This window comes from Pauljensenia sp. C0254C2, from assembly GCF_056583835.1.
Genome location: NZ_JBWPJO010000004.1, coordinates 47,807 through 62,881, shown reverse-complemented (window position 1 = coordinate 62,881; position 15,075 = coordinate 47,807). Strand labels below are relative to the sequence as shown.

At 61.1% G+C, this 15,075-nt stretch carries 10 protein-coding genes; 4 read left to right on the top strand and 6 right to left on the bottom strand.

Annotated features, from left to right (window positions below):
* Positions 1-14: 14 nt before the first annotated feature.
* From hrpB to AC1DA5_RS04325, 6 genes are all read right to left on the bottom strand, one after another.
* Positions 15-2,645 carry an ATP-dependent helicase HrpB gene (gene hrpB, locus AC1DA5_RS04350; protein ID WP_480289339.1) on the bottom strand — a complete coding sequence of 877 codons (2,631 nt, stop codon included), beginning with the start codon at positions 2,643-2,645 and terminating at the stop codon, positions 15-17.
* 13 nt (positions 2,646-2,658) lie between these two features.
* The gene (locus AC1DA5_RS04345) at positions 2,659-3,555 is read right to left on the bottom strand and encodes an aldose-1-epimerase (RefSeq protein ID WP_058237823.1); all 897 of its coding nucleotides are present in this window, start codon (positions 3,553-3,555) and stop codon (positions 2,659-2,661) included.
* Between the two features lie 123 nt (positions 3,556-3,678).
* The gene (gene pflA / locus AC1DA5_RS04340) at positions 3,679-4,560 is read right to left on the bottom strand and encodes a pyruvate formate-lyase-activating protein (protein WP_480289337.1); all 882 of its coding nucleotides are present in this window, start codon (positions 4,558-4,560) and stop codon (positions 3,679-3,681) included.
* Positions 4,561-4,706: 146 nt separating this feature from the next.
* On the bottom strand, positions 4,707-4,958 hold the full coding sequence (gene grcA2, locus AC1DA5_RS04335; RefSeq protein WP_058236997.1) for an autonomous glycyl radical cofactor GrcA2: 252 nt from the start codon (positions 4,956-4,958) through the stop codon (positions 4,707-4,709).
* Between the two features lie 56 nt (positions 4,959-5,014).
* Positions 5,015-7,111: a formate C-acetyltransferase gene (gene pflB / locus AC1DA5_RS04330; protein WP_058236996.1), complete on the bottom strand. Its 2,097-nt coding sequence runs from the start codon at positions 7,109-7,111 to the stop codon at positions 5,015-5,017.
* 264 nt (positions 7,112-7,375) lie between these two features.
* Complete coding sequence (locus tag AC1DA5_RS04325; RefSeq protein ID WP_480289335.1) at positions 7,376-9,118, bottom strand: pyruvate dehydrogenase; 1,743 nt, start codon at positions 9,116-9,118, stop codon at positions 7,376-7,378.
* Positions 9,119-9,381: 263 nt separating this feature from the next.
* Here AC1DA5_RS04325 and AC1DA5_RS04320 point away from each other — a divergent pair, with 263 nt between their 5' ends.
* From AC1DA5_RS04320 to rho, 4 genes are all read left to right on the top strand, one after another.
* Positions 9,382-10,689, top strand: coding sequence for a homoserine dehydrogenase (locus AC1DA5_RS04320; protein WP_480289333.1), 1,308 nt, complete (start codon positions 9,382-9,384; stop codon positions 10,687-10,689).
* Positions 10,690-10,692: 3 nt separating this feature from the next.
* Positions 10,693-11,805: a threonine synthase gene (gene thrC / locus AC1DA5_RS04315; protein WP_285015672.1), complete on the top strand. Its 1,113-nt coding sequence runs from the start codon at positions 10,693-10,695 to the stop codon at positions 11,803-11,805.
* A gap of 148 nt (positions 11,806-11,953) precedes the next feature.
* Positions 11,954-12,898, top strand: coding sequence for a homoserine kinase (gene thrB, locus AC1DA5_RS04310; RefSeq protein ID WP_285015669.1), 945 nt, complete (start codon positions 11,954-11,956; stop codon positions 12,896-12,898).
* Positions 12,899-13,167: 269 nt separating this feature from the next.
* A complete protein-coding gene (rho, locus tag AC1DA5_RS04305; RefSeq protein ID WP_480289433.1) occupies positions 13,168-15,033 on the top strand; it encodes a transcription termination factor Rho in 1,866 nt (621 codons plus the stop codon).
* Positions 15,034-15,075 lie beyond the last annotated feature (42 nt).

The following is a 15,075-nucleotide window of genomic DNA, read 5'->3' as shown; positions in this document are numbered from 1 at the left end:
GCCGTTCAACAATCTCAGCGGGATCGCCCTCGTCCCTTTGCGCGCGAGCTGGGAGTAGCCGCCAGGGGGTCTTCAGGCCAGGCATGCTTCGTGTACCGGCCGCGAAGCTCGGAGCGAACCTGTTGGTAGGGACCAGCCCAAAACGACGCAAGATCGGAAGTGATCGCCACCGGACGACCGGCCGGATCGGTTAGGTGAATAATCAGCGGAACTCGGCCGTCGACGAATCTGGGCGTAGACGTCCACCCGAATGCTTCCTGGACTCGCAGCGTGAGCGTCGGCCCGTTCTCAGTCCACTCAATGCGCCGACGTGCTCCCGTTGGAATCTCAATATCGGGCGGAGTCAGTTCATCCAGTCGCGCAGCCTGAGGCCAGGGCAACAGCGAACGCAACAGTCGCATCGTATCGATGCTGGTCAGTGGTTTTCCCGAAGCCAAGGCAGGTAAATCCTCAGCTCCCCACTGCGGAAAACTCGAGGCCAATGCTGCATCCGACACATCCGGCCACGGATCTGTGACAGTCTCGTGGAGCGCTGCCATGCGGGCACGCAACTGCACGGCGGTCGGTGTCCACGTCAGCGCTGACATTCCGTGCTCATTGAAGACCTGCGCCATGAGATCTTGAACAGTCTGCGGCGGCAGCGTCCTGAGTGACCGTGACGCGAGTCGAATAGCACCCAGCATGGTGGCCTGTTCGCCGCGAAATCGCTGTGCTGCCGGATCATACCAGGCGCGCGTGTCCTCATGGACAAGGGCGCCCGCACACCCCAGCGCATCATCCTCGCTGAGGGGGAGCGCCGCCCGGATCAGCGCGGTTGAACTGCCTGACGGCCGTGTCATATCGCTCACCGCCAGCCACTGCTGTCCGGCGAGGGGACTGGTAGCGGGCAGGGACGCTCCCAGACCGGACACCGACTGGTAGGACAAGGGAGAATCGCGGCGCCTACGCATGATCCACTGCGGGTGAGCGGTGGCCGCGACGAGGGCAAGCTGGTCATCACGGCTGAGCTGGTCTGCAGGTGCGTGGCGCGACATGTCGGCAGCGTATCGACCCATGAGGCGTGTCAGTCGCGCCGACTGGTCGCGTATATGCGACCACTCGGCGTGCGAGGAGTGGCACAGACGGCGCACGCTGGCAGCAAGATCGGCGTTGTCACAGCGAATCTGCTCATCAATGATCGCAACACACTCACACGCGGCCTCCACCCCGATGACCGGCGCGCAGGCTGCCAGTGCGTGAGCAAGCGAGGGTGCGACCGGCAGTCGCGCAATCATCTCGCCATGAGGTGTGGGCGCGCCCTCAGTGTCGAGCGCCCCGATAGCGACCAGCGCCTCGCGAGCAGCCTGGACATTGCCCGAGGGGGGCTGATCCATCAACGGCAAGTCAGCAAAGTCGCGCACGCCCCACACCGCGCACTGCAACAGTGCATCAGTCAGATCAGACTCCACGATTTCCGGGGCCGGGGTCTGCCGGCGGCGCGCCCACTCATTTTCCGCGCAGCACCGCACCGCCCAGCCAGGGCCGAGCCTGGCTGCACGCCCTGAACGCTGGACCATCTCAGCTCGTGACGCTGGCACTGTGACCAGGGTGGTGACACCGCGTGCCGGGTCAATGGACGGGTGGCGAGCCAGCGCAGAATCAACAACGACGCGCACTCCGGGAACAGTCAGTGACGATTCAGCGATCGACGTGGACACGATGACGCGTCGCCGTCGCTCGCAGCCCTCAGGCACAGGTGTCAGGATACGGTCCTGCTCGGCCGCCGACAGAGCGGACAACAGAGGCACTATCTCCACGTCGCCTCGCAGACGCGCACGCAACTCATCAATCAGCATGCGGATCTCGCGTGCACCTGGCACAAAGACCAGGACATCTGCGCTGGTGCGCTGCACAGTCTCATCGACAACGCGACCCATGTGAGCCAGGAACTCTCGACTTACTCCCACTCGACCATTGCCACCGACAGGTGCGAGAGCAGAAACGCTCGGTGCAGCAGGCGCCCACGACTGTTCCAGTGGAAACAGCACGCCCGGCGCCTCAATCGTCATGACATCTGCACCCTCGCACTCGCAGGCGTGGGCGCGGACGAAAGTCAGTGTCGGCGCCATATCCAGCGTTGCCGAGGTGAGGAAGATCGTCAGATCCTCACGCAGTGTCTGCCGTACATCGAGCAGGAACGCCAGGGCCAGATCAGAGTCGAGCGCACGCTCATGGAACTCGTCCAGAATTACGGCACTCACTCCCGGCAAATCCGGATGAGCCTGGAGGCGGCGCACCAACACGCCAGGGGTGACCATCTCGATACGCGTGTGCGGGCCGACGGCGCGCTCGCCGCGCACCGTGAACCCGACCGTTTCCCCCACACGCTCACCCAGCAGGGAGGCGATTCGTCGGGCGGAAGCGCGCGCAGCCATACGTCGCGGCTGCGTGCAGACCACCGTGCCGCTGACGCGCGCTGCGACAGCGGGCGCAATGAGCGTCGTCTTACCGGACCCGGCGGTGGCTGACACGACGGCAAACGTCCCCGGGTGCGCGGCGCGCGTCACCTGATCGAGGACTGACACGATAGGCAGGTCCGGTGGATGTGTGATCAGATCAAACAGCGATCGCCGGGGCTCGCTGGCACTCGACCCCGGATCCGTCACAGTGTCAGTGTGCTCACTCGACGAAGTCAGCACTGATCATGAACGTCATCGAGTAGTCCTCGCCCGGTTCCAGCACGATCAGGTCGATCCCGGAATTGAACGCATCAGGCGGGCAAGTCATCGGCTCAACAGCGGTGGCGATACGTCCCTGCTGATCACCGGAGTACACCTGAACCCACGGCGCGTCAGAGGTGACCGACACGGATGAGCCACCCTCGTCACACAGGCTGACTTGCCACGTGCCGTCGGGCAATTCGGTGAACGCGTGATCGACCGACTGGCTGCCGATGAGCCGCCCGGAGCGGAAATCCAGATCCAGATCTTCCACATCTTTCAGCTCGACGGGTGCCAAACGCTTATCGACATCGAAAACCTTGCCGGCCGGAACCGTCAGCGTCATCGCGTCGATCGACTGCTGACCGATCGTGATGTAGGGGTGGTGTGAGCAACCATAGGGGGCAGGTTCGCTGCCCACATTCTTCGCGTAGATCGTGATGCTCAGGCCGCGCTCCGCGCTCAGTGCGTACGTCACCGACAGGTCGAGGGCGAAGGGGTAGCCGTATTGCGGCGGCAGGAATGTGCTCATGGTCGCTGAATCAGAATCGGAGTGTACGACGGTCCAGTCGGTCCAGGACACCAGCCCGTGCAGAGCTGCCCCGGTTTCGATTTCGTTTCGCGGCACGTCCATGCGCTCACCGTTCCACGTGTACGTCGCCTCGGTGATGCGGTTGGGCCACGGTGCCAGCGTCTTGCCGAAGTAGCCCTTCGTCAAAACGTTCGGGTCGAACGGAAGCGTGACATCGCGGCCGTTGAACGTCAGGGAAGCAAGAGCCGCTCCCACCGACACCACGTGAGCGGTGTATGCGCCTGCGCGCAGAGCAATATCGTGTCCGGAAAGTGTACGTGTCATCGTTCCCACCCATCTGTGCTGGCAATCGTCATAGATTTCTTCCAGTGTAGTGGCTCGAGGCCGCTGCGCTGACACCCCGAGCGCGGGTGACGGAACCCACGCCAAGGGTGGCGCGAGGCACTGCTACATCACCGCTGCAATATCGAAGCGGCGCAGCTGCTCGCGCACCTTATCCACGTGCTCCACACTCGGGGGCTTGACGTCCTCCAGCGTGTACGTCATCCCCAGGTTCTTCCACTTGTCAATCGCCATCTGGTGGAACGGAAGGACTTCCAGACGGGACACGTTCGGCCACTTTTCGACGATCCGTCCCACTCGGTCGATGTTGTCCGGATCGTCGGTCAAACCCGGCACCAGGACGAAACGTACCCATACTTCGGTGCCGTGCTGAGCCAGGCGATCCCCGAAACTGATGGTGGGTTGCAGGTCGCGGCCAGTGACCTTTCGGTAGGTATCAGGATCACCGGACTTCACGTCGAGCAGCACCAGGTTCGTGTCCTCGATCATTTCATCGGTTGCCATCGCACCCAGGAAGCCGGAAGTGTCCAGCGCCGTGTGAATACCCATTTCACGGGCGCCGCGCAGGATGCGTGCAGTAAAAGCAGGCTGCATCAGTGCTTCGCCGCCCGACAGCGTGATTCCGCCGCCGGTGGTACGGAAGATTCTGCGATAGCGCTTAATGCGGCGCAACAGTTCATCGGACTCGATGGGCTGGCCGTCGCGCATATTCAGAGTGTCAGGGTTGTGGCAGTACAGGCAGCGCAGCGGGCACCCGTTGAGAAAAATCGTCATGCGGGTACCAGGTCCGTCCACCGCGGTCACGAGTTCCCACGAGTGAATCGACCCGAGTGTTCCTTCGCGCATACGGCGCAGACGATCTGTTCGCTCAAGGTCGGTCAGCTCCTGCAGGCCGGCTGTGCCCGCCCCGGCCATCCGATTAGCTGGCGGCTGAAAATCCTGGTCGCCGAGCAGCTCAATAGCCACTGGCTGTGACTGTGTCGTCATGTATGCACCTCCTGCCATAAAAAGCGCTTGGCTGCCTGCCATCGTTGAATCGATCGGCAGGCAACCAAGCGGCACGTTTCAGTTTTCTGATCTTCGCATTGCGGTGTCATCGCGCAGTGCCGAGGACGCCCTCGTACCTGCGGGGATCAGGCTGAGTGGTGGAACGTACGGGACAGAACATCCAGCTGCTGCTCGCGGGTGAGCTTCACGAAGTTCACTGCGTAGCCGGACACACGCACCGTCAGGTTCGGGTATTTCTCAGGATGGTCGATCGCATCTTCCAGGGTGGAACGGTCCAGCACATTAATGTTGGCGTGGTACAGCCCCTTGATGCCGCCGTTCTCCTCACGCTTGTCCTTCATGTCGGCCAGGCGCTCATCAAACGTCTTCGTTGCCATGATCTCTCCTTCTCAGGTTGTTTCTAGTATCTCAAAAGAACTGTTCGTCGTCTCAATCAGTCTTCAGGAATGAAGCCGGAATCGAGGATGCCGACCAGGTTCGTGACCTGCTCGCCCTTGTTCCGACCCAGACCTGATGGCGTGATCGTGTTGGTCAACGAAATGCCGTCAAGGGCATCGTTGTAGTCCAGTTTACCGACCGACAACATGGATGCGACCATGCCGTGCGTGTCCACACCGTTCTGCGGGTTGGCGCCCGGCGCGAAAGGTGTGCCGGCCTTGTGTCCGCAGGGGAACGCGCCGGTTGCGCGGCCGTAAACCACGTTCGAGGTAATGGTCAGCACCGACTGAGTCGGGATGGCATCACGGTACAGGGGGATCTGACGGATCTTGTCCATGATGGTGTGAACAACGGTGGCGGCGATTTCGTCTGCACGATCATCGTCGTTGCCGTAGGTCGGGAAGTCACCTTCGACCTCGTAGTCCACAACCAGGCCGGTCTCATCACGCACGGGGACGACCTTGGCGTACTTGATGGCAGCCAGGGAGTCGGCCACGATGGACAGGCCGGCGATACCGCAGCCCATGGTGCGCACGATATCCGAATCATGCAGTGCCATTTCCATCGCTTCGTAGGCGTAACGGTCGTGGCAGTAGTGGATGATGTTGAGGGCCTCAACGTAGGTGCCCACAACCCAGTCCAGCATGTCCTCGTACTTGGCCCAGACCTCATCGAAGTCCAGCGGGCCGTCACCCTTGATGGGCTCGTACTCGTCAACGATCTGCTTGCCGGTCATCTCATCGCGACCACCGTTGATGGCGTACAGCAGAGCCTTGGCGGCGTTGACGCGCGCGCCGAAGAACTGCATCTGCTTGCCCACGCGCATCGGAGACACACAGCATGCGATCGCTGCATCGTCGCCCCAGTGAGCGCGGATCTGCTCATCGGATTCGTACTGGATGGAGGACGTCTCAATCGAGATCGAGGCGCAGAATTCCTTGTAACCTGCGGGCAGGTTCTCATCCCAGAAGATCGTGATGTTTGGCTCGGGAGCCGGTCCCAGGTTGCGCAGTGTCTGCAGCAGACGGAAAGACGTCTTGGTGACCAGTGTGCGACCGTCCTCTGAGAAACCGGCATCTGACCAGGTTGCCCAGTAGGGATCGCCGGAGAAGATCTGATCGTACGCCTCGGTGCGCAGGAAACGCACGATACGCAGCTTGACAACCAGGGCGTCGATGATTTCCTGAGCGTCCTGCTCGGTGATCACGCCTGCCTTGAGGTCGCGCTCGAAGTAGATATCGAAGAATGCGGACAGGCGGCCGATCGACATTGCAGCGCCGTCCTGAGACTTCACGGACCCGAGGTAAGCGAAGTAGGTCCACTGCACAGCTTCCTGCGCGTTCTTCGCGGGGCCGGAGATGTCGAAGCCATAGCTGGCAGCCATGCTCTTCAGTTTCTTCAGAGCCTTGATCTGCTCGGCGTGTTCTTCACGGTAGCGGGCCCAGTGCTCGGAGAACGGCTGATCAGCGTAGCGGTCCTTGTCAACCTGCTTGGCTTCGATCAACGCGTCGACACCGTACAGAGCGACGCGGCGATAGTCACCGATGATACGGCCACGGCCGTAGGCGTCCGGCAGGCCGGTGATGATGTGGGAAGAACGGGCTGCGCGAATACGAGGTGTGTAAATATCGAACACGGCATCGTTGTGGGTCTTGCGGTACTGAGTGAAGATCTTCTTCACGTCAGGGTTGACCTCTTTGCCGGCTTCCTTGATGGCGGTTTCCACCATGCGCCATCCGCCGAACGGCATCATCGCGCGCTTGAGGGGTGAGTCGGTCTGCAAGCCGACGATCACATTGTCGTCGTCGCTGATGTATCCGGGGCCGAACGCGTCAACGTCTGCCGGTGTATCCGTGTCAACGTCGAGTACGCGCTTCCTGCGCTCCTCGGACAGGTAATTCTTCTCCAGTGTGTCCCACAGGCGCAGTGTCTTGTCTGTAGGGCCAGAAAGGAAGGAGGCGTCGCCCTCGTATGGCGTGTAGTTGCGCTGAATGAAATCACGAACGTCGATGTGCTCGGTCCATGCACCGCGCTCGAACCCATCCCACGGGTCTTCGCTGACGGATGTTGGAGCGGTCATCTGGGTGGTCATAATCCCTCTTCTCCGGTTCCGGTCCCTTCGATCTGAAGGGTTTCGGTGGCGTGGTTCGCGGCCAGCCAATGTATGTCTGTTTGACATCTGACCTTATTGTCTCTCGAAAGCGCTGGGCCTTCTAGGAGGATCCTGAATCAGGACCTATGGACTACGTCTCACTGCGCGTGGTTATGCTGACGGCATTCTGAGCAATGGGACAAAAGTCCCATGACGAATGTCGCATTATGCAGTAAGCGACGAGGGAGTCCTGTCCGCGCCGGATCAGAAGCGTGGAATGTTGCGCATATTTGACGTTGCCATCGACACTGCTTCGCCGGCACCGCGGTTCAACACGATCTTCGACATGGCCGTGGCAAAGCCGAACAGCTGCTCGCCGGTAATTTCAGGTGGAAGGCTCAGCGCGTTTGGATCGGTGATGACTTCGACGAGGGAGGGACCGCGATGGCTGAGCGCCCTCGTCAAGGCATTGCGCACATCCTGAGGATCGTCCACGCGTTCAGCCTGGAATCCCATTGCGGACGCGACATCTGCATAGTGCATGTCGTGCACGTCGGTGCCGAAGTCAGGCATTCCGTCCACGAGCATCTCCAGCTTGACCATGCCTAGCGTTGAGTTATTGAACACGATGACCGTGATGGGCAGGTCATGCATGCGGGCTGTGACCAGCTCGCCGAGCAGCATTGACAGGCCGCCGTCGCCTGAAATGGAGATCACCTGGCGGTCCGGGAATACTTCCTGAGCGCCGATGGCCTGAGGCAGAGCATTCGCCATTGATCCGTGCAGGAAGGAGCCGATCAGTCGGCGCGACCCCAGCGGATCGATGTAGCGGGCTGTCCACACGTTGCACATGCCGGTGTCGGCGGTGAAGATCGCGTCGCGTGCGGCAATCTCGTTCAGGACGTGTGCGACGTATTCGGGGTGAATCGGCTTGATGTGCTCGACCTTGCGCGTATAGGAGCCGACGGGTGCCTTCATGATCTTGGCGTGCTTCTTGAGCTGCTTCTTCAGGAATGCTGATGAGCGGCGTCCCTTGAGCTGCGGCATGAGGCTGTCAATCAATGCCTTGACATCGGCGCAGATCGGCAGGGACACGTCGGTGCGTCGTCCGAGTTTTTCGGGGCTGTTGTCGACCTGTACGGTCAGCGTGTCAGGCAGGAACTGGTTGTACGGGAAGTCTGTTCCAAGCAACAACAGGACATCCGCATCGTTCATGCCTTCTGCAGCTGCGCCGTATCCCAGCAGGCCGGTCATGCCGACATCGAAAGGGTTGTCGTACTGAATGAAGTCTTTCCCGCGCAGGGTATGCCCGATTGGTGCCTGCAGTGCGTCTGCCAGTGCAATGACCTCATCATGTGCGCCCGCCACACCAATACCCGCGAAAATCGCGACCTTCTTGGCTTTGTTGAGCATGGTGGCAAGCTGAGCAACATCATCGGGGTTGGGGTGCAGAATCGGACGGCGAGCCGGAACGAACTGGGGTGTGGGAGCCTGCGCCTTCTGGTCAGACACGTCACCGGGAATCGTCACCACTGCGACGCCCTGAGTGCCAATCGCGTGACGGATTGCAGCGTTCATGACGCGCGGAGCCTGTTGAGCGGTGGAAACCATTTCGCAGTACGACGAGCACTCCACAAAAAGCCGGTCGGGGTGGGTCTCCTGGAAGTAAGACTGTCCGATCTGCACGCTGGGAATGTGTGAGGCGATAGCCAGGACAGGCGCGCCGGAACGCTGCGCATCAAAGAGGCCGTTGATCAGGTGCAGGTTTCCCGGGCCGCATGAACCAGCACACACTGCCAGTTTTCCGGACACCTGAGCATCAGCGGCAGCGGCGAACGCGGCCGACTCCTCGTGGCGCACGTGCACCCAGTCGATACCGCCCCTGGCGGATCCTCCGGTTTTGCGCACCGCATCAACAATTGGGTTGAGCGAATCGCCCACGATCCCATAGATCCGATGTACTCCAGCTTCCACCAATTGGCTGACGAGTTGTTCTGCGACGTTCATTGCGTCTTTTTCCTTAACCGTCGAGGATCGATCTGCGAATCACCACATACATGCGGCGCATCTTTTACTGTACGCAATCTTGCTGCCATACACCTCGTGATGACGCTCACGAGGGAGCCCTCGCTCGCAGTGACGGTCGCCATTGACGAGGGGCGAGCATCAACGACGCGGATCCATGTGCCGCACACTGGACACTGTCGCATCGGGCCTGTGGCCTTGGTTAGGATCACTATCGAAACGTCTGATCAATGAAGGGGTGCACGATGTCGGAACAGCCGCGCACAGTGCGAGTCGCCATCCTGGGAGCGGGAACCGTCGGCTCGCAGGTCATTCGACTGATCCACGAACGAAGCGCTGACTTGAGCGAACGATGCGGAGCGCAGCTGGAAATCTCAGCTGTCGTCGTGCGAAATGTGCACGCCCCGCGTGATGTTGACATCGATCCGGAACTGCTGACAACGGATGCGGCAGAAGCGATCGACCATGCAGACATCGTCATCGAACTGATCGGCGGCATTGAACCGGCACGTGAATACGTGCTGCGGGCCCTGAATGGTGGGGCAACGGTCGTGACCGGCAACAAGGCACTGCTTGCCGCCCACGGTCCGGAACTGTACGAGGCTGCGGCCCAGGCGGATACGGACCTGTACTTCGAAGCGGCAGTGGCTGGAGCCGTCCCAGTTGTCTACGGTCTGCGTGAATCGCTGGCAGGTGACAAGATCAGCCGTATTGTCGGCATCGTCAACGGCACGACGAACTTCATCCTTGATTCCATGCTCACCGCACACGCCAGCTACGAACAAGCCCTTGCCGACGCGCAGAAACGAGGCTACGCGGAAGCTGACCCCACTGCTGATGTCGAAGGGTATGACGCTGCCGCTAAGTGCGCACTGCTGGCCTCCCTGGCGTTCCATTCACGCGTATCCATGAACGATGTCAGCGTCGAAGGCATCTCGCAGATCACCGCTGACGACATGATGGAAGCGGCGCGCACTAATCACGTGATCAAACTGCTCGCCGTGGCTGAGCGTTGCCTCGACGATCTGGGCAATGAAGTGATCAACGCGCGCGTCCACCCCGCCCTTGTGCCGACAGGACACCCACTGGCCACTGTCGACGGCGTGTACAACGCCGTCATCATCGAAGGCGAATCTGCCGGACGGCTCATGTTCTACGGGCAAGGCGCAGGCGGTGCGCCAACTGCCTCAGCGGTATTGTCCGACCTGGTCGCCGGGGCGTCCCACCGTGTGCACGGTGGCCATGCTCCGCGCGAATCCACCTACGCGCATCTACCGATCATTGAACAGGGCATGACACGCACCCGCTATCAGCTTCGTCTGCATGTTCATGACGATCTGGGTGTTTTAGCTGACGTGGCCTCCGTATTCGCCCGTCACGGCGTATCCATCCACTCGGTCGACCAGCGTGACGGTGAACCGGGTGCGCAAACCACCATCGTGATCGCCACGCACTGTGCCCGTGAGGCTGACGTGCTGGCAGTAGCTGAAGCACTCCGTCAATCTGACGCCGTCATCGACGTGGCGTCGCTCCTACGTATGGAAGGTGAATAACACATGGCTCATCAATGGCGCGGATTGCTGCGTGAATACGCTGAGCGGCTCCCACTGGAAGAATCCGACCCGGTTGTCACACTGCTGGAAGGTGGCACACCACTGGTAGAAGCTCCTGCCATTTCGAAGCGCGTCGGAGCGCGCGTCTGGCTGAAAGTGGAAGGCGCCAACCCGACTGGCTCGTTCAAGGACCGCGGCATGACAATGGCCGTGTCCAAAATCGCCGCCACCGACACCCAGATGATCGCCTGCGCCTCCACCGGCAACACGTCAGCCTCGGCTGCAGCCTATGCTGTGGCTGCCGGACTGCAATGCGTCGTGATCCTGCCCGCCGGAAAAATCGCTGCAGGAAAGCTGGCCCAGGCCATCATGCATGGTGCCCGCCTGGTTCAGGTCGACGGAAACTTCGACGATGCGCTGCGCATCGTGCGCAAGCTGACGGAAACCTACCCTGTCGCACTGGTCAACTCGGTCAACCCCTACCGCCTACAGGGGCAAAAGACCGCCGCATTCGAAATCGTTGACGCGCTGGGCGATGCGCCCGACATTCACATACTGCCCGTGGGAAACGCCGGGAACATTTCCGCCTACTGGATGGGTTACAACGAATACGCTGGCCAGAAAGCTGTCACCACGATGGAAGAGTCCTACCGAAACCTTCCAGCCGTTGCCACACACGTACCGCAGATGTGGGGCGTGCAGGCAGCCGGAGCGGCACCATTTGTTGCCGGACACCCCATCGACAACCCGGAAACAATTGCGACCGCCATCCGGATCGGATTCCCTGCGTCGTGGGATTTCGCCTCACGTGCGCGCGACGATTCCAAGGGACTCATCACCGCTGTTCCCGACGAGGAAATCATGCGCGCCCAGCAGATCATCGCCGGCGAAGCCGGAGTATTCGTCGAGCCGGCATCTGCCGCATCCGTGGCCGGGCTGCTCCGCGCAGCTGAAGACGGACGCGTTCCGCGCGACGCACGAATTGTGTGTACGGTGACGGGCAATGGCCTGAAGGATACGAAGACGGCGCTCGCGGCCCTGCCTGACGGGGGTGTGCAGGCCGAAGTCGTTGCACCCGACACGCACGAAGTTGCTGAACTGCTGGGGTTGAAGTAGCCGACGTTACCGAGGTGCACGCAGGCGCATCGCTGTGTCGTTAGTGGGCGATTCGGCGCCGTGTGCGGTCTAGACTAAGTTTCATCGCCTCACGAACGGCGGCGAGCGCCGCCCTCGTTCACTGTTAATCAATGTGTGGGAGACCATCGTGCAACTGCGTGCGGATTTTGCTCGTGTCAGCGTGCCGGCCACCAGCGCCAATTTGGGGCCGGGTTTTGACTGTCTCGGGATCGCACTGGATCTGCGCGACATCGTGTCCGTTCACGCCACCGCCGGCCCGACCAGCATTGTTGTCGAGGGTGAAGGGGCAGGCACTGTCAGCGAGGGCGACGACAACCTGATCGTGCGTGCGATGCGAGTGGGCTTGGATCATGTGGGCGCGCCGCAGGTAGGCGTGAGAATGCACTGCCATAACGTCATTCCGCACAGCAGGGGATTAGGCTCATCGGCCAGTGCCGTCGTGGCGGGACTGGCCCTGGCGCGCGAGCTGATCCGCGACGCTGAGGCGCTGGATGATCACACGATCCTGCAGCTCGCCACGCACATGGAAGGGCATCCGGACAATGTGGCCCCCGCAATCGAAGGCGGCATGACAGTGGCGTGGATGGGTGATGATGACGCTCAGGCCCTGCGATTTGAGCCCCCCGCGTCGATGACGCCCACCGTGTTTATTCCTGATTTCCCACTCGCCACGTCGAAGGCGCGTCAGGTCCTGCCCGACGTCGTGCCCTATCGCGATGCTATTGCCAATATTTCACGTGCAGCTGTGCTGGTTGCCGTCATGTCCGACAATGCGCGCACTTTCGGCTCGGACGATGCGGATATCAGCCGCTGGCTTTTCGACGCAACTGAGGACCATCTGCACCAGGAATACCGGCGCGCCGTGATGGAGCCGTCACTGGCACTGGTTGACTGGCTGCGTGAAGCCGGCGTGGCGGCAGTGGTCTCCGGCGCAGGACCCACTGTCATGGCGTTGAACCACGTGGATGATGACATGCGTGCGAGCGCGCAGCGGTCGGGTTGGACTGTGCGCTCTCTGGCTGTCAGCGGGGATGGAATCCGAACAGATCGCCCGCAGCGTCCCAATGTGTGATTTTCCGCTCAACAATCCTCGCATTGCCACGCGAAAGATGGCATAGTGGGGGGAGAAGTGGTTAAACTTTTCAGCGGTGACTGTGTTGTACAGTCATAGCCGCTGTGTCGGCCATCCTGGTACTCGTCACAAGACTTGTTCGACGTGTACACCTCCGTTTGTGTATCTTTCAACGGATTTCATCTGCCCGCATAGGGCGATCAAGTGAGGAACAATTAGTGAGCAACGATCACACTGATGGCGCATCGAATCACGCGCCATTGTCAGCCATGAAGCTGACGGAGCTGAAGGCACTTGCAGCGCAGATGGGGCTCCGCGGAGTCTCGACCATGCGCAAGGCCGATCTGGTCTCCACCATCGAAGCCGCCCGCCGCGGCAACAATTCGTCTCAAGCACGCTCAGAGCACAAACGCCCTGCCGCTGGCGCCTCTGAACGCCACCAATCTGAATCGACAGGCGAACAGGCCTCGACACCGACACGGTCACGAGGACGTCGCCGCGTCGCCACTGCCGGTGCTGTCGAGCCGCGTCAATTCTCACTCGACTTTCCTGGGTCGGACGTCCAGAGCAAGCCGCTGGCTCCCAAGGGTGACGGCCACGACGAGGGCGACTCATCTGACGAGCACCGCGAACGCAAGCCACTGGCCCGCAAGGGCAATGGTCACGGACGTTCACGCTCCAACCAGTATGACCGCAGCAACGAGGCGCGTGAGAATCGCGCGGCTGCCCTCGATGTGCGTGCTGAACTCGCCGGTGTTCACAGTGATGATGACTCGGCCGACGCTGAGCAGTCCGGTAGCGAGTCAGCTCACCGCAAACTCAATGAGATTGAACTGCCTGAAGGCGACAACGCGAACAACTCCCGTGGGCGCGGTCGCAGAGAACGCAATGCGCGCCGCCGCGGACGAGACCGTGACGAGCGCCGAGACCGCTCAGATCGTTCGGAGCGAAATTCGCGCAACAACCGACGTCGCGACAATGAGCCGGAAATTCGTGAAGACGATGTGCTGGCACCTATCGCAGGCATCCTGGACGTTCAGGAAAACCACGCCTTTGTTCGTACCTCGGGATACCTGCCCGGCCCGAACGATGTGTACGTCACTTTGGGCAATGTGCGCCGGTGGAACCTGCGCGCAGGCGATGCCGTCTCCGGTGCGGTGCGTCAGCCTCGCGAAGGCGAGCGCCAGCGCCAGAAGTACAACGCACTGGTCAAGGTGGACACCGTTAACGGAATGTCTGTCGAGGAAGCCGGCGAGCGCCGCGAATTCGGCAAACTGACGCCGCTGTACCCCAATGAGCAGCTGCGCCTGGAAACCACCCCGAAGGCCGTGACGCCTCGCGTCATCGACCTGGTGGCACCGATCGGCAAGGGACAGCGAGGATTGATCGTCTCCCCGCCGAAGGCCGGTAAGACGATGATTATCCAGCAGATCGCCAAGGCAATAGAGGTCAATAACCCTGAGGTTCACCTCATGGTCGTCCTGGTTGACGAGCGTCCTGAAGAAGTCACCGACATGCGCTCCATTGTCAAGGGTGAAGTCATCGCCTCCACGTTCGACCGCCCCGCTTCCGACCACACCACGGTTGCCGAACTTGCCATTGAGCGAGCCAAGCGCCTGGTCGAGCTGGGACAGGACGTTGTCGTGCTGCTCGATTCACTCACGCGCCTGTCACGCGCCTACAACCTGGCGGCACCGGCGTCAGGTCGTATCCTCTCCGGTGGTGTGGACGCTTCCGCGCTGTACCCGCCCAAGAAGTTCTTCGGCGCAGCCCGCAACCTCAAGGAAGGCGGCTCACTGACCATCGTGGCCTCTGCCTTGGTGGAGACCGGGTCCAAGATGGACGAAGTCATCTTTGAAGAGTTCAAGGGCACCGGCAACATGGAACTGCGCCTGTCGCGCGCGCTGGCAGATCGTCGAATCTTCCCGGCCATCGATGTCAACGCCTCGGGCACTCGTCGCGAGGAAGTCCTGTTCAAGCCTGAAGAGCTGCGCATCATGTGGAAGCTGCGCCGCGTCCTCGGATCCCTTGAGCAACAGCAGGCACTGGAAGTGGTTCTGGACAAACTCAAGGAAACCCAGTCCAATGCTGAGTTCCTCATGCTGATCCAGAAGACCACGCCGAACGCTGACTAGATTACCCACCGGCGGTGCAGGTGGGTAATCTCACCTGCACCG

What these genes read in the sequence shown, in the direction of transcription:
- AC1DA5_RS04345 (WP_058237823.1), bottom strand. Translation starts at nt 3,555, where the DNA reads ATGACACGTACACTTTCCGGACACGATATTGCTCTGCGCGCAGGCGCA.
- pflA (WP_480289337.1), bottom strand. Translation starts at nt 4,560, where the DNA reads ATGACGACACAGTCACAGCCAGTGGCTATTGAGCTGCTCGGCGACCAG.
- grcA2 (WP_058236997.1), bottom strand. Translation starts at nt 4,958, where the DNA reads ATGGCAACGAAGACGTTTGATGAGCGCCTGGCCGACATGAAGGACAAG.
- pflB (WP_058236996.1), bottom strand. Translation starts at nt 7,111, where the DNA reads ATGACCACCCAGATGACCGCTCCAACATCCGTCAGCGAAGACCCGTGG.
- AC1DA5_RS04325 (WP_480289335.1), bottom strand. Translation starts at nt 9,118, where the DNA reads ATGAACGTCGCAGAACAACTCGTCAGCCAATTGGTGGAAGCTGGAGTA.
- AC1DA5_RS04320 (WP_480289333.1), top strand. Translation starts at nt 9,382, where the DNA reads ATGTCGGAACAGCCGCGCACAGTGCGAGTCGCCATCCTGGGAGCGGGA.
- thrC (WP_285015672.1), top strand. Translation starts at nt 10,693, where the DNA reads ATGGCTCATCAATGGCGCGGATTGCTGCGTGAATACGCTGAGCGGCTC.
- rho (WP_480289433.1), top strand. Translation starts at nt 13,168, where the DNA reads ATGAAGCTGACGGAGCTGAAGGCACTTGCAGCGCAGATGGGGCTCCGC.